This window comes from Mumia sp. Pv4-285 (genome assembly GCF_041320275.1).
Taxonomy (GTDB): domain Bacteria; phylum Actinomycetota; class Actinomycetes; order Propionibacteriales; family Nocardioidaceae; genus Mumia; species Mumia qirimensis.
Window position 1 is genome coordinate 1,976,175 of sequence record NZ_CP162023.1, and the last position, 23,498, is coordinate 1,999,672.

At 69.8% G+C, this 23,498-nt stretch carries 21 protein-coding genes; 9 read left to right on the forward strand and 12 right to left on the reverse strand.

Annotation, left to right across the window (positions count from 1 at the left end; all coding sequences use genetic code 11):
* Positions 1–22: 22 nt before the first annotated feature.
* From AB3M34_RS09530 to AB3M34_RS09540, 3 genes are read right to left on the reverse strand one after another with little or no spacing between them, the layout of a single operon-like run.
* Positions 23–568: a dihydrofolate reductase family protein gene (locus tag AB3M34_RS09530; protein WP_370619348.1), complete on the reverse strand. Its 546-nt coding sequence runs from the start codon at positions 566–568 to the stop codon at positions 23–25.
* Between the two features lie 37 nt (positions 569–605).
* On the reverse strand, positions 606–2,753 hold the full coding sequence (locus tag AB3M34_RS09535; protein WP_370619349.1) for a S9 family peptidase: 2,148 nt from the start codon (positions 2,751–2,753) through the stop codon (positions 606–608).
* A complete protein-coding gene (locus AB3M34_RS09540; protein WP_370619351.1) occupies positions 2,750–4,162 on the reverse strand; it encodes a DNA polymerase IV in 1,413 nt (470 codons plus the stop codon). The genes AB3M34_RS09535 and AB3M34_RS09540 overlap by 4 nt, the downstream gene beginning before the upstream one ends.
* Before the next feature lie 91 nt (positions 4,163–4,253).
* On the opposite strand from AB3M34_RS09540, the gene AB3M34_RS09545 reads away from it, so the two are divergent.
* Entirely contained in the window at positions 4,254–5,291 is a 1,038-nt protein-coding gene (locus tag AB3M34_RS09545) for a DUF4192 domain-containing protein (protein WP_370619352.1), read from the forward strand.
* Positions 5,292–5,337: 46 nt separating this feature from the next.
* On the forward strand, positions 5,338–6,810 hold the full coding sequence (locus AB3M34_RS09550) for a glutamate--cysteine ligase (RefSeq protein WP_370619354.1): 1,473 nt from the start codon (positions 5,338–5,340) through the stop codon (positions 6,808–6,810).
* Positions 6,811–6,844: 34 nt separating this feature from the next.
* On the opposite strand, the gene AB3M34_RS09555 is transcribed toward AB3M34_RS09550, so the two are convergent.
* Entirely contained in the window at positions 6,845–7,363 is a 519-nt protein-coding gene (locus tag AB3M34_RS09555) for a hypothetical protein (protein ID WP_370619356.1), read from the reverse strand.
* Positions 7,364–7,586: 223 nt separating this feature from the next.
* Between AB3M34_RS09555 and AB3M34_RS09560 the strand changes: the two genes are divergently transcribed.
* On the forward strand, positions 7,587–7,991 hold the full coding sequence (locus AB3M34_RS09560) for a universal stress protein (RefSeq protein WP_370619358.1): 405 nt from the start codon (positions 7,587–7,589) through the stop codon (positions 7,989–7,991).
* Positions 7,992–8,196: 205 nt separating this feature from the next.
* Positions 8,197–9,510, forward strand: a complete 1,314-nt coding sequence (locus AB3M34_RS09565) for an RNA polymerase sigma factor (RefSeq protein WP_370619360.1) — start codon at positions 8,197–8,199, stop codon at positions 9,508–9,510.
* A 91-nt stretch (positions 9,511–9,601) separates the two neighbouring features.
* Here the strand turns inward: AB3M34_RS09565 and AB3M34_RS09570 are convergent, their stop codons facing one another.
* Positions 9,602–10,969 (reverse strand): phytase, encoded by a 1,368-nt coding sequence (locus AB3M34_RS09570; protein WP_370619362.1) that lies wholly within the window; start codon positions 10,967–10,969, stop codon positions 9,602–9,604.
* A gap of 200 nt (positions 10,970–11,169) precedes the next feature.
* Here AB3M34_RS09570 and AB3M34_RS09575 point away from each other — a divergent pair, with 200 nt between their 5' ends.
* Positions 11,170–11,781: a rhomboid family intramembrane serine protease gene (locus tag AB3M34_RS09575; RefSeq protein WP_370619364.1), complete on the forward strand. Its 612-nt coding sequence runs from the start codon at positions 11,170–11,172 to the stop codon at positions 11,779–11,781.
* A 73-nt stretch (positions 11,782–11,854) separates the two neighbouring features.
* Here the strand turns inward: AB3M34_RS09575 and AB3M34_RS09580 are convergent, their stop codons facing one another.
* Both AB3M34_RS09580 and AB3M34_RS09585 read right to left on the reverse strand, forming a co-directional pair.
* On the reverse strand, positions 11,855–13,330 hold the full coding sequence (locus AB3M34_RS09580) for an HNH endonuclease signature motif containing protein (protein ID WP_370619366.1): 1,476 nt from the start codon (positions 13,328–13,330) through the stop codon (positions 11,855–11,857).
* An 87-nt stretch (positions 13,331–13,417) separates the two neighbouring features.
* A complete protein-coding gene (locus tag AB3M34_RS09585) occupies positions 13,418–13,900 on the reverse strand; it encodes a DUF456 domain-containing protein (protein ID WP_370619368.1) in 483 nt (160 codons plus the stop codon).
* A 110-nt stretch (positions 13,901–14,010) separates the two neighbouring features.
* Between AB3M34_RS09585 and AB3M34_RS09590 the strand changes: the two genes are divergently transcribed.
* Complete coding sequence (locus tag AB3M34_RS09590; RefSeq protein WP_370619370.1) at positions 14,011–14,133, forward strand: hypothetical protein; 123 nt, start codon at positions 14,011–14,013, stop codon at positions 14,131–14,133.
* Positions 14,134–14,553: 420 nt separating this feature from the next.
* A complete protein-coding gene (locus AB3M34_RS09595) occupies positions 14,554–14,679 on the forward strand; it encodes a hypothetical protein (RefSeq protein ID WP_370619372.1) in 126 nt (41 codons plus the stop codon).
* Between the two features lie 78 nt (positions 14,680–14,757).
* Here AB3M34_RS09595 and AB3M34_RS09600 read toward each other — a convergent pair whose 3' ends face one another.
* Positions 14,758–14,991, reverse strand: a complete 234-nt coding sequence (locus tag AB3M34_RS09600; protein ID WP_370619374.1) for a DUF7455 domain-containing protein — start codon at positions 14,989–14,991, stop codon at positions 14,758–14,760.
* 313 nt (positions 14,992–15,304) lie between these two features.
* On the opposite strand from AB3M34_RS09600, the gene AB3M34_RS09605 reads away from it, so the two are divergent.
* The gene (locus tag AB3M34_RS09605) at positions 15,305–17,380 is read left to right on the forward strand and encodes a DNA gyrase/topoisomerase IV subunit B (protein WP_370619375.1); all 2,076 of its coding nucleotides are present in this window, start codon (positions 15,305–15,307) and stop codon (positions 17,378–17,380) included.
* Between the two features lie 36 nt (positions 17,381–17,416).
* Here the strand turns inward: AB3M34_RS09605 and AB3M34_RS09610 are convergent, their stop codons facing one another.
* The 3 genes from AB3M34_RS09610 to AB3M34_RS09620 all read right to left on the reverse strand — a co-directional run bounded on the left by AB3M34_RS09610 (position 17,417) and on the right by AB3M34_RS09620 (position 20,451).
* Positions 17,417–17,959: a beta-class carbonic anhydrase gene (locus tag AB3M34_RS09610; protein WP_370619377.1), complete on the reverse strand. Its 543-nt coding sequence runs from the start codon at positions 17,957–17,959 to the stop codon at positions 17,417–17,419.
* Positions 17,960–17,968: 9 nt separating this feature from the next.
* Positions 17,969–19,678, reverse strand: a complete 1,710-nt coding sequence (locus AB3M34_RS09615; protein ID WP_370619378.1) for an MFS transporter — start codon at positions 19,676–19,678, stop codon at positions 17,969–17,971.
* A 71-nt stretch (positions 19,679–19,749) separates the two neighbouring features.
* On the reverse strand, positions 19,750–20,451 hold the full coding sequence (locus tag AB3M34_RS09620) for an LppX_LprAFG lipoprotein (protein ID WP_370619380.1): 702 nt from the start codon (positions 20,449–20,451) through the stop codon (positions 19,750–19,752).
* Between the two features lie 52 nt (positions 20,452–20,503).
* On the opposite strand from AB3M34_RS09620, the gene AB3M34_RS09625 reads away from it, so the two are divergent.
* On the forward strand, positions 20,504–20,923 hold the full coding sequence (locus AB3M34_RS09625; protein ID WP_370619382.1) for a VOC family protein: 420 nt from the start codon (positions 20,504–20,506) through the stop codon (positions 20,921–20,923).
* Between the two features lie 8 nt (positions 20,924–20,931).
* On the opposite strand, the gene AB3M34_RS09630 is transcribed toward AB3M34_RS09625, so the two are convergent.
* Positions 20,932–23,388, reverse strand: a complete 2,457-nt coding sequence (locus AB3M34_RS09630) for a DNA gyrase/topoisomerase IV subunit A (protein ID WP_370619384.1) — start codon at positions 23,386–23,388, stop codon at positions 20,932–20,934.
* Between the last annotated feature and the right edge of the window lie 110 nt (positions 23,389–23,498).

The following is a 23,498-nucleotide window of genomic DNA, read 5'->3' on the forward strand; positions in this document are numbered from 1 at the left end:
AGATCACACGAATCCCGGGAAATCACGGCTTCCGGACCTCGAATCGGGCTGTCACGAACGGATCGTCGTGACGCACCTCACGCAGGTCGAGATCGAGACGACGGGGTAGCAGGGGCGCTCCTGAGCCCAACGTCACGGGTGCGTACGACAGCTCGACGACGTCGAGGAGGCCCTCGTCGGCGAGCTGACCCGCCAGGTCGCCGCCGCCGACGACCCACACGTCCTTGTCGCCAGCAGCGGCGACCATCTCGGTGTGGACGTCCTTGACGGGACCTTGAGCGAACCGGATGTCGGCTCCGGGAACCGCCGGCAGCTCACGGTGCGTCATCACCCAGGTCGGGGCCGGGTAGGCCCACTTCTCAGGATGGTCCAGCAGGGCTTCGTGGTCGAGCAGCCACTGATAGGTGCTCGATCCCATCAGCTGGGCTCCGAAGCGGGTCCCCAGCTCCTCCATCTCGCCCTGCAGGTCGTCGGACACCGGTTGCGAGAGCAACCACGCGAGCGAGTGGTCCTCGGTGGCGAGGAATCCGTCGAGACTGGATGCCGTGTAGTAGATCGTGCGTGTCATGTCGCCATCGTCGCGCAGGAGACTGACAGTCGCGGTCTCAGTCGCCGACGAGGTCGTGAGGAGCGCCGGACGTGTCGATGACCCACGCGAGCTCGTACGCGCGCTCCTTCCAGGCCTCGTACCGTCCGCTGACGCCACCGTGCCCGGCGCTCATCTCGGTCTTGAGCACCACGTCGGCGTCGGCCACCGCCCGCAGACGCGCCACCCACTTGGCGGGCTCGACGTAGAGGACGCGGGTGTCGTTGATGCTCGTGATCGCCAGGATCTTGGGGTAGGCCTGGGCGGAGACGTTCTCGTACGGCGAGTAGGACTTCATGTAGGCGTAGACCTCGGGGTCGTGCAGAGGGTCACCCCACTCGTCCCACTCGATCACGGTCAGCGGCAACGACGGGTCGAGGATCGAGGTCAGCGCGTCGACGAACGGGACGACCGCCAGGACGCCGGTGTAGTCCTGAGGAGCGTCGTTGGCGACGGCACCCATCAGCAGGCCCCCAGCCGAGCCGCCCTCGGCGACGAGACGGTCGTGGGACGTCCAGCCCTCGGCGACCAGGTGGCGGCCGCAGTCGACGAAGTCGGTGAACGTGTTCTTCTTGTGGAGCATGCGGCCGTCCTCGTACCAGCCCCTCCCCATCTCGCCCCCGCCGCGGACGTGCGCGACGGCGAAGACGATGCCTCGGTCGAGCAGCGGCAGTCGCGTCACCCGGAAGCTCGGGTCCATGCTCGCCTCGTACGCGCCGTAGCCGTAGAGCAGCGCAGGGGAGGTGCCGTCGAGGGAGACGCCCTTGCGTGCGACGACGGAGACCGGCACGCGGACCCCGTCACGAGCGGTCGCCCACAGGCGGTGCTGCTCGTACGCCGACGGGTCGTAGCCTCCGAGGACCGGCTGCTGCTTGCGCATCAGCAGCTCGCCCGTCGCCACGACGTAGTCGTAGACCGTCTCCGGCGTCACGAACGACGTGTAGCCGAGGCGAACGAGAGGTTGCTCCCACTCCGGGTTGGCGCCGACGCCGCTGGTGTAGAGCGGCTCGTCGAAGGCGACGGGCTCGGGACGGCCCAGCGGGTCACCAGGCGACGCGGCGGGGTCGAGGCGCACGACGGCGACCTGGCTGAGGGCGTCGCGACGGAGGCTCACGGCGACGAAGCCGGCGAACGCGTCGACATCCTCCAGACGCGTGTCGGGACGGTGGGCGATCTCGGGACGCCAGTGCTCGGGCCCGGGCGTGGCGACGGGCGCGCTGGCCAGCTCGAAGTTGACGGCGCCGTCGTTGTGGAGGATCAGGAAGCGGTCCTCGCCGCCGACCACGACGTGGTCCACCGAGTACTCGATGCCTTCGCGGCGCGGCGCGACCACCCGGAACTCGCCGGTCGGATCGGTCGCGTCCAGCACCCGGATCTCGGTGGTGATCTTCGAGCCGGACGCGATCACGAGGTAGCGGTCGCTGCGGGTGGCGCCGATGCCGGTGAAGTAGCGCTCGTCGGTCTCGTGGAAGACGAGCTCGTCGTCCGCGGCCGGCGTGCCGATCGTGTGGCGCCAGACCTTGTCGGGGCGCCACGCGTCGTCGACCGTCGAGTAGTAGAGGTGCCCGGCGTCGAACGACCAGGTGGCGCCGTACGAGACGTCGGTGACCTCGTCGTCGAGCAGCTCGCCGGTCGTGAGGTCCTTGACGCGCAGGGTGAAGCGCTCGTCACCGGCGGTGTCGACCGAGTAGGCGAGGAGCGCCCCGTCGCGGCTCACGCTCAGGGCACCCAGCGAGAAGTAGTCGTGACCGTCGGCCTCCACGTTGCCGTCGAGGAGGACCTCCTCACCGGCGACCGCGACGGCCGAGTCGAGCTCAGGAGGCGTCCAGTCGTCAGGGCCGGCGATCGGGCACCGGCAGTGGACGGCGTACTCGCGGCCCTCGAACGTCCGCGCGTAGTACCACCAGGAACCGCGGCGGACGGGGACGGAAAGGTCCGTCTCGAGCACACGCGACTTGATCTCGTCGAAGAGGCGGTCGCGGAGCGAGGCGAGGTGGTCGGTGCGCTCGGCGGCGTACGCGTTCTCGGCCTCGAGATAGGCGACGGTCTCCGGTGACTCCTTGTCCCGCAGCCACTCGTAGTCGTCGACGAAATCGTCACCGTGGTGGGTCCGGACCTGCGGATGGCGCGGCGCGACCGGTGGCCGCGAAGCGGAAGACGTGCTCATGGCTCGACCGTACCGGGTCGCAACGACGGGTCGTCCGCGTCGAAGGTGCGTACCGGTCCGGGTCCGGTGTGGCGGGTCTCGAAGCGCACGGTGACGCGCCCGATGCCGGATCCCCACACCCAGCCGGGGCCGTGCTCGGCGTGGACGACGTCGGCACCCGGCGACCAGCGCGGGCGGGCCCGGAGGGTACGAGGGGTCGACCCGCCCGTGCCTGCGGCGGCGTCGACCCCCGCAGCCGTCGTGGCGCCGCTCGGGGGGCGGTCGTCCGCGCCGGCAGCCTCGCGCGGGTCGGCGTGGTCGTCGGCCGGGGCATCGTCGGCCGGGTCGTCGTCGTCCGGGGCGAACAGGTCGTCCTGCACCCAGTCGGCCATGCCCGACATGCCGACGCCCAGCAGCCGGATGCCCGACGACGTGTCGATCTCGGCGAGGAGCCCGGTCGCGGTGCGCGCGATGACTCGTGCGTCGTCGGTGGGTCCGGCCAGGGTCGCGGACCGTGTGTGGGTCTCGAAGTCGTGGTGCCGGATCTTGAGGGTGACCGTACGCCCGGACATGCCGTTGCCTCGGAGTCGCTCGGAGACGCGGCGGCTCATCATCGTGGCGACGTCGGCGAGGATCCGGCGGTCGGTGATGTCGGTCTCGAAGGTGTCCTCGACGCTGAGGGACTTCGTCTCGCGCTCGGCGACGACCGCCCGGTGGTCCTCGCCTCGGGCGAGCGCGTGCAGCGAGGTGCCGTACGCGGACCCGAGCAGAGAGGTCAGGTCGGGCAGGTCGAGTCCGCGGAGATCAGCCACGGTGTGGACCCCCAGGCGACGGAGCCGCTCCGCGGTGACGGGTCCGACACCGGGGATCGCGCGCACCGAGAGCGGTGCGAGGACCTCCAGCTCGGTGCCAGGGGTCACGACGTGCACGCCGTCCGGCTTGGCGAGCTCGCTCGCGATCTTGGCGAGGAACTTCGACGACGCGATGCCGACGGATGCGGTCAACCCGCCGGTGCGCTCGGCGACGTCGCCGCGGACCTGCTCCGCCAGCAGGCGGATGCGTTCCAGGTCGAGGTCGCGGGTGGTCTCGCCGGCTGCGAGGTCGACGAACGCCTCGTCCAACGACAGCGGTTCGACCAGCGGGGAGATCTCACGCAGTCGGCCCATGACGACGCGGCTTGCTGCACGGTAGGCGTCGAAGCGCCCGGACAGGTACGCCGCGTGGGGGCAGCGTGCCCGCGCCTCGGCCGTACGCATGGCGGAACGGACGCCGTACTCCCGTGCTTCGTACGAGGCGGTCGACACGACACCGCGGGCGCCGAGCCCGCCGACGACCACCGGCTTGCCCCGCAGCGACGGCTTGTCGCGCTGCTCGACGGCGGCGAAGAACGCGTCGAGGTCGAGATGGAGGACGGTGGCCTGGCGGCGCATGAGTCCATTCTGACTTCGTCCACAGACCTGCTCGTCCCCAGGGACGTCTCGGCGACCGTCACGGCCCACGGCCAGGACCCACCTTGTCCTCATGACCGATCTCCTGCGCGCACGCACACTGTCCGACCTGATCGGGGTGGTCCCCGCCCTCTTCGGGTTCCATCCCCACGACTCGCTGGTCGCACTCTGCCTCGACGGACCGTCCGGGCGTGCCGGGTTTCGGCTCCGCACCGACCTGCCGCCCGTCGTCGAGGCCGAGGCGGCTGCCCGCTCGCTCGTGGGCTACCTCGTCGCCCAGGAGCCCGAGGCGGTCGTCCTGATCGCCTTCGCCGAGGAGGGTCGAGACCACGAGGCCCGTGCCGTCGTCGACGCCATGACCGAAGGGCTCACCGCTGAGGGTGTGCGGGTGGTCGAGGCCGTCCGCTACGACGGCACGCACTACTTCTCCTACTCGTGCACCGACCCGGAGTGCTGTGCACCTGAAGGTGTCCCGTGCGACGTGGCGTCGTCGCCGATGCTCGCCGAGGCCGTCTACCGCGGGCTCGAGGTGCTCCCGAGCCGGGACGACCTCGTCCGCCGGTACGCCGCCGTCACCGGCCCGGCGCGTCGTGAGGCCGAGCGGGCGACGGCGCGCGAGGCCGCAGCGCTCGGCCGCAGGCGCTCCTGCCTGCCGGCTCAGCGCGACCCCGACCTCCTGCGGCGGGGCCTCGATCGCGTGCGTCCGATCGTCGAGCGGCTCGACGGACTCGCGGTCGCCGACGGGGTGGTGCTGTCGATCCCCGACAAGGCCGCCCTGGCGGTGTGGACGTCGCTGATCGTGGTCCGCGACGTGCTCTGGTCGCGCATCACGCACAGCAACGCTGCAGTGAGCCTCGCGACCTGGCGGGAGGTGGGCGTGAGCGCCGTCGCACCGTTCCAGGCCGCCCCGCTGACGCTGGCGGCGTTCTCTGCATGGTTGTCGGGGGACGGGGCACAGGCACAGTGCGCGCTCGACCGGGTCGCGGAGGTGGCACCCGGCTATTCGATGGCCGGCCTGGTCCAGACGACACTGACGGGTTGCCTCGATCCGCGAGCGTGGCAGGGGATCGGCGAGGACGACGTCCTGCGGACAGTGCCCGGACTCTCCTAGTCTGGAGTCGCCCGGGCCGGAGCGGCGCAGGCGAGAGGGGCACACGATGGGGCAAGAGGTCGATCCGCAGGTATTCACCCGCGAGGACCGCACGGCGTTCCGGGCGAAGATACGCCAGAGCCTCGACGTCTTCTCCCGGATGCTTCGCGACGCCACGTTCGACGCTGCGCGGCCGATGACCGGGGTCGAGATCGAGCTCAACCTGATCGACGACGAGGGCATGCCCGCGCTCCGCAACGAGGTGGTCCTCGAGGCGATCGCCGACGACGACTTCCAGACCGAGCTCGGGCAGTTCAACATCGAGATCAACATCGATCCACGAGCCCTCGACGGCGAGGGGCTGAGCCGGTACGAGAAGACGATCCGCGACGACCTCAACCACGCGGACGCGAGCGCGCGCTCCGTCGGCGTGAACCTCCTGATGATCGGGATCCTGCCGACCCTGAAGGCGGGGCACATGACGGCATCGACGATCTCGGCGAACCCCCGCTACGCGTTGCTGTCGGAGCAGGTGCTGGCCGCACGCGGCGAGGACATCGCGATCAACATCTCCGGTGCCGAGCGCCTGTCGACGACGTCCGAGTCGATCATGCCCGAGGCTGCCTGCACGAGCGTGCAGCTCCACCTGCAGGTTAGTCCTTCGGAGTTCGCCGCCTACTGGAACGCATCCCAGACCATCGCGTCGACCCAGCTGGCGATCGGCGCCAACTCGCCGTTCCTCATGGGCAAGCAGCTGTGGCACGAGACCCGCATCCCGTTGTTCGAGCAGGCGACCGACACCCGGTCCGACGAGCTGAAGGCGCAGGGTGTGCGTCCGCGAGTGTGGTTCGGCGAGCGATGGATCACGTCGATCTTCGACCTCTTCGAGGAGAACGTCCGCTACTTCCCGGCGCTGCTCCCGGTGCTCGAGGACGAGGACCCCGAGGTGGTGCTCGCAGCCGGTGACACGCCGTCGTTGGCCGAGCTGCGGCTGCACAACGGCACGATCTACCGGTGGAACCGGCCGATCTACGACGTCGTCGGTGATCGGCCGCACGTCCGCGTCGAGAACCGGGTCCTCCCGGCCGGCCCCACGGTGATCGACACGGTCGCCAACGCCGCGTACTACTTCGGCCTGGTCAAGGCGCTGGTGGACGCCGACCGCCCGTTGTGGACGCAGATGTCCTTCAGCGCTGCCGAGGAGAACTTCACGGCGGCTGCCAAGGACGGCATCGGAGCCTCGATCTACTGGCCGGGGATCGGCACGGTCGGTGTCTCCGAGCTCGTGCTCCGCAAGCTCCTGCCGATGGCGGCCGACGGGCTCCACTCGCTCGGTGTCGACAGCACCGACCGCGACAAGTACCTCGGGATCATCGAGCAGCGTTGCCTGACCGGCCGCAACGGTGCGACGTGGCAGATCGACCGGTTCCGAGCGCTGTACGAGCATGCCGGCACCGACCGCGCCGAGGCCCTGCGTGCGATGACGCTCGACTACCGCGAGCGCATGCACAGCAACGAGCCGGTCCACACCTGGGACTGATCGTCGCGAGCGGCGGTCAGGTGTTCGCGAGGGGTCAGTTTCTGCGCGAACCCGCTCGCGTGCTCGCTCGGGTGCTGCGTGAACGCCCGACGATGCCGTCCGGGACGCTGACCCAGCCGCCACGGGACACGACCAGCACGGTCGGTGACTCGCGCCGGACGTCGTCTGCCTGCTCCGCGTGCTCCGCGTGCTCTGTCTGCTCCGCGTGCTCCGCGTGCTCCGCGTCCTGACCGGTCGCCGTCGCGCGCACTGCGGCGAACCAGGCGAGGTCGTCCGACCTGATCTCCGGGCGGCCGGTCCGGCCCCACGCGAGCACTGTTCCGATCGCTCCACCGGGCGCAGAGAGGGGGCCCGAGGTGCGGGCGAGGCGTCGCAGCACCTCCGTGCGGGCCCAGGCGTCGAGACGGTGTGCCGAGCGAGCGGGACCTGACCAGTCGCCCAGCAGCCGTGCAGACGCGAAGTCGTACGACCAGAGCGACAGCCACGGGTCGACGCCCGGACCGGCGCCGCGGGCGATCCAGCGTTCGACCAGCGCATCGGCGAGCGCACGCACGCTCGCAGAGGGAGGCCGAACAGAGGGTTCCAGGGTCAGCCGTGGCGGCAGAGAGTTGTCTCGTCGCGTCATGACTCCACAGTGGTCCCCGGAGACCGTCCACCGCTGTGGCTTCCACAGCGCACACCGCGATGTCGGACCGGTGTGGGTGCCGGGTATCGAGGACGCTCGAACAGGGATACTGTCGGATCCGTCGAGATCATCGAGAAGCTGGAGGTCGAGGATGGGCACGATCGTCGTGGGTTACGTCCCCAAGCCCGAGGGTCACGCTGCGCTGGCGCGTGCCGTGGAGGAGGCGAAGCTCAGGGGAGCACAGCTCGTCGTGGTGAACTCCCACCGCGGTGGACGCGACTTCGACGACGAGGATGCCGTCAAGACCGAGGAGCAGCTCGCTGAGGTCCGCGGCCGGCTCGCGGACTCGGGTGTCGAGTCCGAGGTACGCCAGCTCGTGCGAGGCATGGATCCCGCTGACGACCTGATCAAGGTCGCCGACGAGGTGGGGGCCGAGTTCATCGTGATCGGTCTCCGTCGCAGGTCGCCCGTCGGCAAGCTCATCCTGGGCAGCAACGCGCAGCGGGTCCTGCTGGACGCGACGTGCCCGGTGCTCGCGGTCAAGGCGACGAGCTGACGACCTCGCAGGGGCGTAACGTTGGGCTGACGAAGGACAAAGGTCGCGTTTCGGTCACGGTCCGAATTCGATGGCCGGGTGGTTCGTGGTTCGTCCCGAGCGCGTGGCACACTGGACGGTGCCGCGGTTGACGGGAGGCCGGTTGATCGCGCCCTCGAACGCCTGCAGCGACCTTCTGGTCCAAGCACCCCAAGGGAGTCACCTCGTGGTTTCAGCGCCCGACAGTGGAGCACGTAAGACGGTCCTCGCGGAGGCAGCAGCCCCCCGAACCACGGTGAAGGCCTCGACCGCCCAGGGCGCGGCGAAGAAGGCCACCGCCAAGGCCGCTCCTGCCAAGAAGGCAGCGGCACCTGCGAAGAAGGCGGCCGCGCCCGCCAAGAAGGCCGCGGCCAAGAAGACGGCCGCCAAGAAGGCCGCTGGCACGACCGCCGAGGTCGACGTCACCGCCGGCGCGATCATCGTCGACGAGAACGGCAAGAAGGTTCTTCCGGACATCTCCGACGAGGTCTTCGAGAAGGATCTCAAGACTGATCCGACGCTCAAGGAGGACGAGGCCACCGGCTTCACGATCTCCGCGGCCGACGAGACCGACGAGCCGGCGCAGCAGGTCACCGTCGCCGGTGCGACCGCCGACCCGGTCAAGGACTACCTCAAGCAGATCGGCAAGGTCTCGCTGCTCAACGCCGGCCAGGAGGTCGAGCTCGCGAAGCGGATCGAAGCCGGTCTCTTCGCCGAGGAGCAGCTCGCCACCGCCAAGCGGCTCTCGGAGTCGATGCGCGAAGAGCTCGAGTGGATCGTCGAGGACGGCCGCCGCGCCAAGAACCACCTGCTCGAGGCCAACCTGCGACTCGTCGTGTCGCTGGCCAAGCGCTACACCGGCCGCGGGATGCTGTTCCTGGACCTCATCCAGGAAGGCAACCTCGGTCTGATCCGTGCGGTCGAGAAGTTCGACTACACCAAGGGCTTCAAGTTCTCGACCTACGCGACGTGGTGGATCCGTCAGGCGATCACCCGCGCCATGGCCGACCAGGCCCGCACCATCCGCATCCCGGTCCACATGGTCGAGGTCATCAACAAGCTCGCTCGGGTCCAGCGTCAGATGCTGCAGGACCTGGGTCGCGAGCCCACTCCGGAGGAGCTCGACATGACCCCGGAGAAGGTCGTCGAGGTCCAGAAGTACGGTCGCGAGCCGATCAGCCTCCACACGCCGCTCGGCGAGGACGGCGACTCCGAGTTCGGCGACCTCATCGAGGACTCCGAAGCGATCGTCCCGGCTGACGCCGTCTCCTTCACGCTCCTGCAGGAGCAGCTCCACGCGGTCCTCGACACGCTCTCCGAGCGCGAGGCGGGCGTGGTGTCGATGCGCTTCGGTCTGACCGACGGCCAGCCCAAGACGCTCGACGAGATCGGCAAGGTCTACGGCGTGACCCGTGAGCGGATCCGCCAGATCGAGTCGAAGACGATGAGCAAGCTGCGTCACCCGTCGCGCTCGCAGGTCCTGCGCGACTACCTCGACTGAGCCTGCGCGACTACCTCGACTGAGCCTGCGCCACGAACGCGACGAGCGCCGCGTACGGGACTCCGTACGCGGCGCTCGTGCGTGACGTCCGTCAGAACCGGCCGACCTTGCCGAGGTCGACGAGCTTGAAGTTCGTGCTCACTCGCACCTCGCCGTCGGTGCCAGTGATGTCGGGCGCGTTCTCGCCGTCGTGGGTGACCAGTAGGCCTCGGGGATACTCGCGGCCGAGCGGCGTCGTGACGACGGCAGCACCATCACTGTGCTGGACCCCGTCGGATGCTGCGGAGTCGACGACCGCGAAGGTGTCGACGTAGCGCCAGCCTCGCTCGATCCGGAAGCGCGAGAACGTGCTGTCGCCCTGGCTCGAGGCGATCAACGTCCGCTCACCGTTGCGGCCGTACGCGATGGTGAGGCCCTCGGCGTCGGCGGTCAGGTGCTCGCCGCTGGCCGGCGACGTGCCGGTGGTCGTGCACTCCTCGGTCTCGGGGTCGTACGCCGCTGGTGCACCGAACTCCCGGACCCGCTCGACGAGGTCGGGCTTGCCCAGTCCGTCACGGCCCATCGGGACGCGCCAGACGCCGACGTCCTCCTGAGCGGCGTACAGAACGTCGGACTTGATATCCACGACCATGCCTTCGACCTGCGGTGCTTCGCCGGGCTCACCGCACGGGGTCCACGACCCACCCCCCGCAAGCGGGAACGTCGTGGGGAGCACGACGTCGTCGACGGCCCGGTACGTGATCGTGCCGCTCGACGTCACGACTACGCGGAACAGACCCACGGTGGTGCGATGGCGCTGGCTGACGACCACGTACGGGAGGCCGCCGCGTGGATCCGGGCGCACGGTGAGCCCGTACCCGGTGGCCTGCTCCTCGACGGAGGCCTCGTCGGGTGAGAACAGGCGGGGTGCCCCGGAGGCGGTGATGTCTCGGAGGACGTCGCCCCGGCGGATGCCCGATCCGTCGATGGTGTAGAAGCGCAGGCGGTCGCGGCCGCGGTCCGTGACGACAGCGATGTCCTTCCGCTCCCCGCTGATGCGGACGCCGGTCGCGATGTCGACGTTGTTGAACCGGCTGGACTCCAGATCGTCGCCAGGCGCGACCGGTGCGTCGACGTGCTCGACGAGTCGGCCGCGCAGGTCGTAGGCGTCGAGGCCGCCGTTCTTGAGGGTGCCGAGAACGAGGCTCTTGGAACGGTCACGAGGTGCAACCCAGATGGCCGGGTCGTCGGCGTCGGCGTTGCCGCCTGCGTCGTCGTCGAAGACTGATCGTGTCTCGACGGTCGCGGTCACCGGCCGCGACTTTGGCGAGCGGTCGGTGGTCGCCGCGGCAGGGAGCGTGGCTGCCAGGCCGAGTGCACCGACGACGGCGGCAGTGGCCAGGACCGCTGCGCGAGGACGGGCGTGGGGGAACGGATGGTTCTGAGGCAGCGGTCGGTTGCGAGGTAGCGGACGGGCCACGAGAGCTCCTGGGTTCGGGTGCATGAGCGGAACCACAGTCGTGCGGCAGGGCGACCTGACGGTGTCCTCGTCATGGACGGCGGGCGGCGTCCACGTGACGTGTCGGAGGTGAGGTGCCGTGAGGGTCGCAGCGTAGCGGCGTCGCGGGTGGGGGTGGTTCGTGAGCGCCGGTGGTTGCGGGACGCCGATACGCTGTGGGCATGTCCACGACGAGCACGCCCGCACGTCGGTCGTACCTGGGGCCCACGATTCCCGTGCTCGTCATGCTCGGTGCCATGTGGCTGCTCGAGATCGTCGACGCGCTCCCGGGGGTGGTGCTCGACCAGCACGGCATCCGACCGCGAGACGCTGACGGCTTGTACGGGATCGCGGCCGCGCCGTTCCTGCACGGCGGGTTCGACCACCTGATCGCCAACACCACGGCGTTCCTTGTTCTCGGGATCCTTCTGTCGTACACCGCGCCGTCACGGTTCTGGCCCGCCACGCTCGGCATCGTCCTCATCGGCGGGCTCGGCACCTGGCTGATCGGGGCGCCGTACACGATCCACATCGGAGCGAGCGGCCTTGTCTACGGCTACGCGGCCTTCCTCGTCTTCTGGGGGATAGTCACGCGTCGGATCATCTCTGTCCTCGTGGCGGTCGTCGTGGCGGTGATGTACGGCGGGATCGTCGGAGGCGTCCTCCCCGGGCAAGCCGGCATCTCGTGGGAGGGACATCTGATGGGCGCCGTGGCCGGCGTCTTGATGGCGTGGTGGCTCGGACGTCGCGACAATCGTGAACGACGAGCGCAGCGCAGGACGTCGGCGTACTGATCAGCTGCGCTCGTCGCTGATCCGGCACGCTCCTGGTGCTCACTGCCGTTCGGGCGGAAGGATCGGACGGTGCTCACTGCCGCTCGGGGCGGTAGGCGCGGACGAGGTCGTGAAGGTGGCTCTCCATCGGGCTGCGGTCGTGGAGGTCGCGATAGGCGACCAGCGTCGGACCGTGGCCGGCGCGGTGGGGGCGCCGCGCCGTGTAGTGGTGGCCGGTAGGCGTCGTCCAGGTCACCGTGTCGGGCAGCCCAGCGCCGGCAGCGGCGCGATCGCCGTCGCCAGCGTCGTCGCGGCCGCTCGCGGAGGTGCGCACCGCCCACCCGCGCGTCTCCTTCACCAGGTTGTCGTGGCTGCAGGCACCTTGGCCGTTGACGACGGCTGTCGGTCCGCCGCTGCTGTGTCGGTGGACGTGATCGATGTCGGTGATGTCGCAGTCGCAGTACGGGCGGAGGCACTGGCCGTCCGTCGTCCTGATAAGGCGCGCGAGGCGCGCGGGAAAGCGGCGTCGACGGTCGTCGGCATCGCGCGGATCACCGTGGTCGTCGGTGAACAGACGGCGCACCCAGCTCGCCTCCCTGCCGGCGAGGCGACGACACAGGGCAGCGGGGATCGGCCCGTAGCCGTCCAGCACGCCAGGTGTGTCCTCGCTGCCGAACAGCGTCTCGGGCCGCATCAGGAGCCCGACCTCGGCCGGGAGCACGGGCGAGGAGCCGTCGGGATCACCCACTGAGACGCCGATGAGCGCCTCGACCGCGAGGTCGGCGGCGATCTGACGCGTCGTCCGGTCGAGCCGGGACCCAGGGCTGCTGACGGCGTCGCGGTGGAGGCGGCGCCACGCGCTGATCGCGTGCTCAGCAGGCGCCCTGACCGTCAGCTCCGCCATCGCGTCGGGAAGTCGGCGCAGACGGACGTGCCGGGTCGCCCGAGCGGCCTGAGCCCTAGCGGCACCGCCCTCCGCGTCCAGGGCGAGCACGTGGCGCCGCGCGGCTGCTGAGGCTTCGCGCACGGACATGCCGACGAGGCTCGCCGCGAGGAGCTCGTCGACGCGTCGACGCAGGCGGCGATCGAGGGACGCCGTCTCCGCGCAGACAGCAGCGGCAACGGCGGCGCTGATCGCTCCGTCGCGGAGGAGAGCGTGGGTCATCGGATGCTCGCGGAGCGCGACCGCGACATCGAGGGCGTGCTGTCCGGCACCGTTGCCGACACCGCGGGCCATGCCGACCTCGGCGCGAAGCGAGCGAGCACGGTTGCGGTCGCTCACCGGGCCCGGCTCGGCCTCGGTGCTTGCACGCCGGTGCTCGAGCGCCGACACGGCATCGTGCTGGATGCCCTGGGCGATCCGGACCACGGACTCGCACGCCGCGATGACCTCGACCTCGGCGGCGCCTGCCGCGAGGTGCGACTCGTGGGCGTCGGCGACGACAGCGAGCGCGTGGGCGACGACCTCGCCCACGCGCTCGAGCAGTGCGTCGAGGACCGCGTCGGCGAAGCCGCCGTCGGGTGGGGGATCACCCTCCGGCCGCGCCGATGACACGCCCTGTTCGATCATGCGTTCGACAGTAGAGGCGGCCGCTGACACCCCGCGAACCCCGTGCACATCACGCCGGCAGACGCGGCGGCGTACGGGTCGGCCAGCTCAGACCAGGACGACGCCGACGACCCAGAGGGTCGCAGACACGAGCCCCCCCGCGAGCTCGATGAGGATCGAGAGACCAGCGGCCTTCATCGCGTGCTTCGTCGACTCCCATGCGGCGGTGTGGGTGCGGTTGCGGCCGACCTCGAAGAGATACACGCCCAGGACGAAGCCCACGAACAGCCCCACGAACGGGATCACGAAGAAGCCGACGATGCCGCAGAGTCCGCCGACGAGCATGGCGAGACCCGGCACACCGGCACGGTTCAGGCGCTTGCCGGGGATCGCGTACTGCACGACCAGCGCGACGGCGTACACGAGCGTTGCCAGCCCGAGCACGACCCAGCCGGTCGGCTCGCCGACACCGATCGCCCACACTCCGATCGCGACCAAGATGAGCAGTGAGCCGGGCAGGATCGGCACGATGATGCCCGCCAGCCCCACGACGATCGCGAGGCCGACGAGGACGGTGCCGAGGGTTCCCATGGGGGAAGGGTGCCAGATCGAGACCTGGGAGGGACTTCCGATGGGATACGTCGTCCGGTACAAAGCAGTTCGGATGTCGCGCTCCTGCGCGTCGTCACTGAAGGAGTCGCGTGGAAAGACCTGTCCGCAGTGCAGCCGTGGCGGCGATCGCAGCGGCGCTGACGATCAGCATCGGTGGAGGCGCGCCTGCCTCGTCGAGCGAGGACGACGACCGTACGACGATCGCGCGCTGAGGCGGACGGGCGCGATGAAGCGGGTGCGCGGCAAGCGGTACTTCGGTGGCTCGGCCATCCGCATGGCTCCTCGCTCGGTCGCCTCTCTCGGAGGTGTCGAAGGTGGTTCCGACATCCGCGTCGTTCTCAGGCGTGCCAGGCGTGGCGGTGAGCTCGGAGTCAGGGTAGCTAGCCTGGCGCGGCTCGCCCTGAGGACGCACCTCCGAGTTGAGTAGTCCCGCACTGGCCGGGGGTCTCGTCGGAGGTTCATGCTGAATCGGTGATCCGACGCGTCGTCCTGGCCCTCGTGACCGCCCTTCTCCTCGCCCTCGCCGGCTGTGGCTCCGCGGGGCTGAGACGGGGGAGAGGCTCAGCACCTGGGTCCGCGAGGGGGAGGTCGTCGGCACCGCCGGCTCGCGCGACGGCGACGAGATCGAGGTCGTGGTGCGCTACGAGCGCAGGGTCGAGAAGGTGTTCGAGCCTCCCGAGACCGAGTACGTCTGCTACCGCTTCACGCCGGACGCCGACGGGTCCACGGTGAGCTTCGGCCGTACGGGATGTCCTTGAACCACGAACGACGAGGGCCCCGCACCATCGGTGCGGGGCCCTCGTACGAGGTCATGCTGGGTCAGGTCGTGCTCGAGGTCAGTGCTCCTCGGCCGGCGCCGTCGCCGGGGTGGTGGTCGTGAGGCGGTCGCTCTCGTCGTGGATGGTCGCGGCGACCTCACGAAGCTTCTCGTCGTGCGCACGGGCGTGGTGGGCGCAGAACAAGAGCTCGAAGCCGCTGGCGAGCTCGGCTCGTACGTAGGCCTGGGCTCCACAACGGTCGCAACGATCAGCGGCGCTGAGGGCAGCGGTGGGGGCGACAGTAGTTGTCACGTCTGACCTCTTCTCTTGAGCAATCGAGTTCTTGAGCAACGGTTCCAGCTTGGGTGGGGGCTCTCGCCTCCACCTGGTGCAACATCCAACCACGAGTCGGTGTTCCCCCGCCGGTGAGTCGGGCGAGTCGTTCCGACATCGGCTTCGATGCAGCTGTGCCGACACCTCGAACGTACCCGGAGTCCGCAACCCATCCACGTCACCGAGAGCGGTGTGGCGCACGACACGCCGAAGCCGTCCGGGGCGGCGTGAGGCAGGTCCGTCGGACGGCGTCGGTAGATTGGCACCGTCGCGCCGGACGGTCCCGGGGCACGTGGACAAGGAGACAGTCATCGACACCGAGTACAACGCCCGCAACCTGCTCGTCCTCGAAGGCCTGGAGGCCGTCCGCAAGCGGCCCGGCATGTACATCGGCTCCACCGACACCCGTGGTCTCATGCACTGCCTGTGGGAGATCATCGACAACGCGGTCGACGAGGCCCTGGGCGGCTTCTGCGACCGGATCGAGGTCGTCCTGCACCCGGACGGTTCGGTCGAGGTCCAGGACAACGGGCGCGGCATCCCGGTCGACACCGAGACCAAGACGGGCCTGAGTGGCGTCGAGGTCGTCTTCACCAAGCTGCACGCGGGTGGCAAGTTCGGCGGTGGATCGTACGTCGCGACCGGTGGCCTGCACGGCGTCGGCGCCTCGGTGGTCAACGCGTTGTCCGAGCGGCTCGACGTCGAGGTCGCCAAGGATGGCGGGCGCTGGGAGATGTCGTTCCGTCGTGGCGCTCCCGGCTCGTTCGCCGGCGACGGCCCCGACGCGACGTTCACGCCCGAGAGCGGCCTGCGCAAGCTCGGTCGGATCAAGAAGACGACCACCGGCACGCGGGTCCGCTACTGGGCCGACCACCAGATCTTCATCAAGGGCGCCGAGTTCTCGTACGACGACCTCGTCGCGCGCGCCCGCCAGACGTCGTTCCTGGTGCCCGGTCTCGAGATCGTCCTCAGCGACGAGCGAGGCGACGTCCCCCAGAAGGAGTCGTTCAAGCACGAGGGCGGCATCACCGAGTTCTGCGAGTTCCTCGCTCCCGACCCTGCGGTCTCCGACGTCCTGCGCCTCTCGGGCAACGGCCACTTCACCGAGACCGTGCCGCTGCTCGACGACCATGGCCACATGACGCCGCAGGACGTCGAGCGCGACCTCGGGGTCGACGTGGCACTGCGGTGGGGGACCGGCTACGAGACCGTGACCCGGTCGTACGTCAACATCATCGCGACGCCGAAGGGCGGCACCCACATCACGGGCTTCGACCGCGCCCTCACCAAGACGTTCAACGACGTGCTGCGCGCCAACCGGCAGCTCAAGGCGGGTGACAAGGACGTCATCAAGGACGACATCCTCGAGGGCCTGACCGCCGTCGTGACCGTCCGGCTGGCGGAGCCTCAGTTCGAGGGGCAGACCAAGGAGGTGCTCGGCACCCCACCGGTCACGCGCATCGTCACGAAGGTCGTGTCCGACCAGCTCAAGGAGTTCCTCACCTCGAACAAGACCGCCCACAAGGCGAAGGCCCGGGCTGTCATGGAGAAGGTCGTCGCGGCGGCCCGGACCCGCGAGATGGCTCGGCAGCAGCGGGAGACGCAGCGACGCAAGAACGCGCTCGAGTCGAGCACGCTGCCCGCCAAGCTGGCCGACTGCCGGAGCAACGACAACGAGCGCAGCGAGCTGTTCATCGTGGAGGGTGACTCTGCGCTCGGTACGGCGAAGGCGGCGCGGTCTGCCGAGTACCAGGCGCTGCTCCCCATCCGCGGCAAGATCCTCAACGTCCAGAAGTCGTCGGTCGCCGACATGCTCAAGAACACCGAGTGCTCGTCGATCATCCAGGTCGTCGGCGCGGGGTCCGGGCGGACGTTCGACGTCGAGCAGGCTCGGTACGGGCGCATCATCTTCATGGCCGACGCCGATGCCGACGGCGCCCACATCCGCTGCCTGCTGGCGACGCTGTTCTTCCGCTACATGCGGCCGTTCGTCGAGGCGGGCCGTGTCTTCTCCGCGGTGCCCCCGCTGCACCGCATCGAGCTGACGAACCCGAAGAAGGGGATGGACAAGTACGTCTACACGTACTCCGACCCCGAGCTCCAGCGGAAGCTCGCCGAGCTGACGAAGAAGGGCATGCGCTGGAAGGACCCGATCCAGCGCTACAAGGGCCTCGGCGAGATGGACGCGAGCCAGCTCAAGGAGACCACGATGGATCCTCGGCATCGGACGTTGCGCCGGCTCACCGTCGATGACGCGGAGGAGGCGAGCGAGGTCTTCGAGCTCTTGATGGGCAACGAGGTCGCGCCGCGCAAGGAGTTCATCGTCCAGGGCGCGTACGAGCTGGATGCCGACCGCATCGACGCGTAGTCGTCCTGCGACGCGTACGTCGCTGGGCGTCAGCCCTCACACGACGTGCTCGAGCAGCCCCGAGTCGACGTCGTAGAGGAACCCGCCCGCCTTGACGTGCGGCGGGATCAACGGGTGCGAGTTGATCTTGTGCACCGACTCGGCGAGCTCGGCGCGCTGGTCGTTGATCGCGCCCAGGAACATCCACGTCGCGTCGGTGCCCGTCGCCTCGCCGATCCGGGCCTGCAGCGCCGACTCCGACGCGCTGGCCATCGCGCAACGCGTGTGCTCGACGACCATCACGCGGTCGACCTTCAGCAGGTTGGCGCCCAGGACGAGCGCGACGAGCACCTGCTCCGTCACCCGCCCGCCGGGGTTGCGCAGGATCTTGGCGTCACCGGGTTCGAGACCCACCATCCGGAGAGGGTCGATCCGGGAGTCCATGCAGGTCACGATCGCGACACCGGCACGCGCGACGCCGTCGAAACCGGCGAGGTCGAAGCTGTCGGAGTAGGCACGGTTCGCGGCGAGCAGATCCGCGAACCCGTCCTTGTCCGAGCCGTGCGTAGCGGAGCCTGGCGTGTCAGGGCCTGGAGTCATGAGGGGAGCCTACGACGCCTCGCCTCGGCGGTCGGCGCGACCTCCCGAGAGGAGCACGAGGGAGGCGACGGCGGCGATCCCGGCGCAGATCGCCGCGCCGGTGAACACGGTGCTGAGCTGGACGATCCCGGCATCGATCAAGGCTCCGTTGTAGGCCTTGCAGGTCGTGTCGGACCCTGGGCAGAGCTCGGACAACGACGGGATGTCCTCGACAGCCGAGTGGTACGCGCTGAGTCCCCACGAGGTCAGTGCCGAGATGCCGACGAGCATCCCGACCATGCGGGCGACGACCACCAGCGCCGACGCGATCCCGTGGGTCGGTGCCGGCGTGGCATCCAGGAGGGCGGCGTTGACCGGTGCGACCGCGAGGCCGAAGCCCAAGCCGGCGAGCGCAAGCACCACGACCGACGAGGGATGGGTGAGAGCGTCGCGCTCCCATCCAGCCATCACGACGAAGCAGCCGCAGGCGAGCGCCATGCCGCTCGCCGCGATCCAGCCCGGCTGGACGCGCCGAGTCGCGTAGCCACCGATGACGGCGCCGATCGGGATCGCGATCAGGAACTCCACCAGGACCAGCGCCGCCGCGAGCTGCGAGTCGCGGTGCTCGGTGAGCCGCGCGAAGAACGGCACGTCGACGAGTGCGGCGATCAACGCCGCGCCGACGAACAGCGACACGACGAGGGCACCCCACGCCGGCCGCGCGCGCAACGTGCCGCTCGGGATGAGTGGAGCCTTGGCCGTGCGTTGGCGGACGACGAAGGCCACGGCGGAACCCGCTGCGATCACCAGCAGCCACGGCGCAGCAGGCGACACCACGCTGCGCTCCGGATCGGCCGACGCGAACGCGACGATCACGCAGCCGAGCACCACCGCGAGCAGCAGTGCGCCGAGCAGGTCGACCGCCCTGGCCGTCGCCGGCCAGGTACGTACGGCGACCAGGGGACGCCGAGCGGTGGCCTCGCGGACGACGAAGGCCGCGATCAGCGCGTAGGTGATCAGCGCGATCGGGGTCGTCCACCGCGACTCGCCGAGCGTCGGGAGGAAGAGCGTGCCGATCTCGACGTCGTCCCGCAGGGCCGCGGGTTGCGCGATCGCCAGCGCGAGCGCTGAGACGGCGAGCACTGCCAGGAGGGCGCCGAGGAGGTCGGGAAGGGATGGCGCCGACGAGCGGGAAGGCGGCGGCGTCGACGAGCGGGAGCGGCGGCCGGATACGGCGATGGCGGCAGCGAGGACCAGGCCGGCCGCGCAGTTGAGCCAGAAGATCGCCCGCCAGTCGGCGACCGCGAGCACTACTGCGCCGTACAGGGGGCCGACGACGCTGCCCAGCTCCTGAACCGCCCCGACGACGCCGAGCGGCACTCCTCGGCGACGTGGCGGCCAGAGGTCGGCGACCAGGGCGAGAGTGGCGGGAACGAGCCCGCCGCCTCCCACGCCTTGCAGGAAGCGTCCGACGACCATGGGCGCGAGGCCGTCGGCCGCAGCCGTGACCACCGACCCGACCGCGAAGAGGACCAGCGAGCCGACCAGGACCGGCCGGCGTCCCCGCAGGTCGGCGATCCGACCGACCAGCGGCAGCACCGCCACGTAGCCCAGGAGGAACCCGGAGACGATCGGCGCCGCCCGCTGGAGCTCGTCGAGCCCGAGCCCCGCGGCCGTCATCATGTCGGGCAGCGCGAGCACGACGACGTACGTGTCCGCTGCCGCGAACGCCACAGCCACGGCGGCAAGGGTGAGGAGGACGCGCGCGGACCGGTCCACCGACGTCGAACCGGGGGAGGGAGAAGCCTGCGTCACGGTGCGGTGATCTCCACGTCGTCGTCCGACGCGGTCACGGCGATCGTGTAGACGACGGCCTCGTCGGAGTCGTAGAACAGCCCGTCGAGCGTCACGTCGCGCAGCACGTCGTCGTCGGTGAGACGGTACGTCGCGTCGAAGGTCGCATCGGCCTGGGCCGTCGGGATCAGAGCACGGACGTCCTCGCCCGAGATCGTGCCGGTGATGGTCGTGAGGACGTCGCGACCGTCCCGGCTCTCGCCGTCGTCCTTGAGATCGTCGGTCTCCTCGAGCAGCGCGGAGATGCCGCCGTCGGCCGTCATCAGTGCCGCCGGGTCGGGGGCGCCGATCGAGGCGGGGTCGAGCGGGAGGAAGTCGGGTGCGAAACCGGTCTTCGCGTAGACGGTGCCGTCGACCGAGATGACGTCGGCCTTCACCGGGACACCCTTGAGCGAGACGGTGACCGCGCCGTCGAAGGCTGGAGCGTGGGTGCCGGTGCCCTTGGCGTCGAGGAGGCCGGTGATGCCGCTCGGCAGCGCCTTCGTCGCGAGGTCGAGCTCGATGCTCGCCGCGTCGTCGAGCACCGTGCGGGCTGCGCTCAGCCGCTCGGCGGGGTCCGCACCGCCACCGTCGTCCTTGCCGCCGTCCTCTCCCGAGCACCCCATGACGGAGAGCGCAAGGGTGGGCAGAAGGACCGCAAGGGTGGCACGCTTCGACATGGCGTCAGCATAGGGGGCACGCCCGGTGCCCCCTGACGAAAGGACTGATCCGATGGACTGGAAGCTTGAGAACGTCGTCCTCGGCGTCACCGACATCGATCGCGCCAAGCAGTTCTACGAAGGCCTGGGGTTCCATCTCGACGTCGACCACCAGCCGAGCGACACGTTCCGCGTCGTGCAGCTGACGCCTCCTGGATCTGGCTGCTCCATCACGTTCGGCATCGGCGTGAACGGCGCGGAGCCCGGAGCGACGAAGGGACTGCACCTCGTCGTCGACGACATCGAGGCCGCCCACGCGCACCTCGAGGCAGCCGGAGTCCCGAACGACGGGATCGTCCACTTCGCGGACGGCCAGATGGTGCCGGGTGCGGATCCGCAGCACCGGGACTTCTGGTCGTACGTCTTCTTCGACGACCCGGACGGGAACTCCTGGGCGGTCCAGGAAGCACACCACCGGAGCGCTGAAGGCTGACCTGACCGTCAGCCGATCTGCGTCGCGACCGGGCTGCCCACCGACAGCAGCGGCTGCGGGGCCGGCGTGCCGGAGCCGTCTCGACGCTCGTCGATCTCGGGCAGTGGTGCGGCGACCCCTCCCGAGCCGGACGCCATCGCGGGACCACGGCCCGCCCACGCGAGCAGGAGACCGTCCTCGCCCTTGAGCAGCCGGTGGCACCGGACGCCGCCTGTTGCTCGTCCCTTCGCCGGATAGGCGGAGAACGGCGTGACCTTGGCCGTGCCCGCCTCGTTGCCAGGCAGCGCGCCCGCGGACCCGGCGACCGTCACGACCTCGGCATCGTCCGCGGCCTCGAACGCGCCGAAGAACCGGACCGACGCACCAGCAGCGAGCTTGATGCCGGCCATGCCGCCGCCCGTACGACCCTGGGGTCGCACGCCGCTCGCCGAGAAGCGCAGGAGCTGGGCGTCGGTGGTGATGAAGCAGAGCTCCTCGTCACCGGTCCTGAGCTCGCGGATGCCCACGACCTCGTCGCCGTCGGCCAGCGCCACGACGTCCCAGGCGTCCTTGCTCGGGAGGTATTCGGGCTTCACCCGCTTGACGACGCCCTGACGGGTGCCGAGTGCGAGACCGGGGGAGTCGGGGTCGAAGGTCGTGAGCGCGAGCGGGTGCTCGCCGACCTCGAGGCTCACCACCTCCACCAACGGCACGCCACCCTGGAGCGACGGGGAGGCCGCCGTCGGCGGCAGGCCGGGGAGGTCGAGCACGTCGAGCTTGACGACGCGACCGGCCGACGTGAGGAGGCCGACCTCGCCGCGCGCGGTCGCCCGCACGGCAGAGGCCACCACGTCGTGCGGGTGTCGTCCGGACTCGATCTCGGGAACCGTGTCGTCGGCGGTCCGCGCCAGGAGGCCGGTGGCGGACAGCAGGACGTAGCAGGGATCGTCGGCCACCTCGAGCGGCACGGCGGCGGTCGCGACCGTCTGGCCGGCGCTCTCGAGCAGCACCGTACGGCGGGGGGTGCCGAACTGCTTGGCGACCTCGCCCAGCTCGTCGGAGACCAGCCCGCGCAGCAGGAGCTCGTCGCCGAGGATCGCCTCGAGCTGCTCGATCGTCGCGCGGAGCTCGTCGGCCTCGCGCTCGAGCTCGATGCGTGACATGCGGGTGAGGCTGCCGAGCGGGATGCGGAGGATGTCCTCGGCCTGCACCTCGGAGAGGTCGAACACCTCGATCAGGCGGTCGTGAGCCTCGGAGCGGTTCTCGCTGGCACGGATGAGCTGGATGACCTCGTCGATGTCGAGGATCGCGACCAGGCGCCCCTCGACGATGTGGAGGCGGTCCATCGCCTTGTCGCGCCGGAACTGGGTGCGGCGCCGGACGACGTCGATGCGATGGCCGAGGAAGACCTCGAGAAGCTCCTTGAGGCCGAGGGTGCGGGGCTGGCCGTCCACGAGGGCCACGTTGTTGATGCCGAAGGACTCCTCCAGCGGCGTCATCTTGTAGAGCTGGGCGAGCACCGCGTCGGGGTTGAAGCCGTTCTTGACCTCGATGACGAGGTTGATGTCGGCCTCGGAGAGGTTCTTGAGGTCCGAGATGCCCGTGAGCTTCTTGGACTGCACCAGCGTCTTGATGCGCTCGATGACCTTCTCGGGACCCACGTTGTAGGGCAGCTCGGTGATCACGATGCCCTTGCGTCGGGTCGTGATGTCCTGGACACGGGCTGCGGCACGCATCATGAACTTGCCGCGACCCGTCGCGTACGCCTCGCGGATGCCGTCGAGCCCGACGATCTTGCCGCCGGTGGGCAGGTCGGGACCCGGGATGAAGCGCATCAGGTCTTCGAGGGAGGCGTCCGGCCGCTTGATGAGGTGCTTCAGCGCCTGGACGACCTCGACGAGGTTGTGCGGCGCCATGTTGGTGGCCATGCCGACGGCGATGCCCGAGGCGCCGTTGACGAGGAGGTTGGGGATCGCCGCGGGGAGCACGACCGGCTCCTGCTCGCGTCCGTCGTAGTTGGGACGGAAGTCGACGGTGTTCTCGTCGATCGACTGCGTCATCGCGAGCGCGGAGTGGTCCATGCGGCACTCGGTGTAGCGCATGGCCGCCGGGCCGTCGTCGGGCGAGCCGAAGTTGCCGTGACCGTCGATGAACGGGAGCCGCAGCGACCACGACTGGACCATGCGGACCAGCGCGTCGTAGATCGCGCCGTCGCCGTGCGGGTGGAGACGACCCATCACCTCGCCCACGACGCGGGCGCTCTTGACGTGACCGCGGTCGGGACGCAGGTTCATCTCGTCCATCGTGTAGAGGATGCGTCGCTGGACCGGCTTCAGTCCGTCGCGAGCATCGGGCAGGGCCCGCGAGTAGATGACCGAGTAGGCGTACTCCAGGAAGCTCGACCGCATCTCCTCACGCACGTCCACGTCGAGGATGTGCTCCTCGATGTCGTCTGGCGGCGGGGCGCTCGGCGTACGGCGGGCCATGCACGTCCTTTCGGGGACTGAGGCTTTCAGGGACTGAGGCTTTCGGGGCAGGATCGGGTCGTTCAGAACATTAGGCCATCACACCGACGCCCTTCGGCTGCGACGCCACG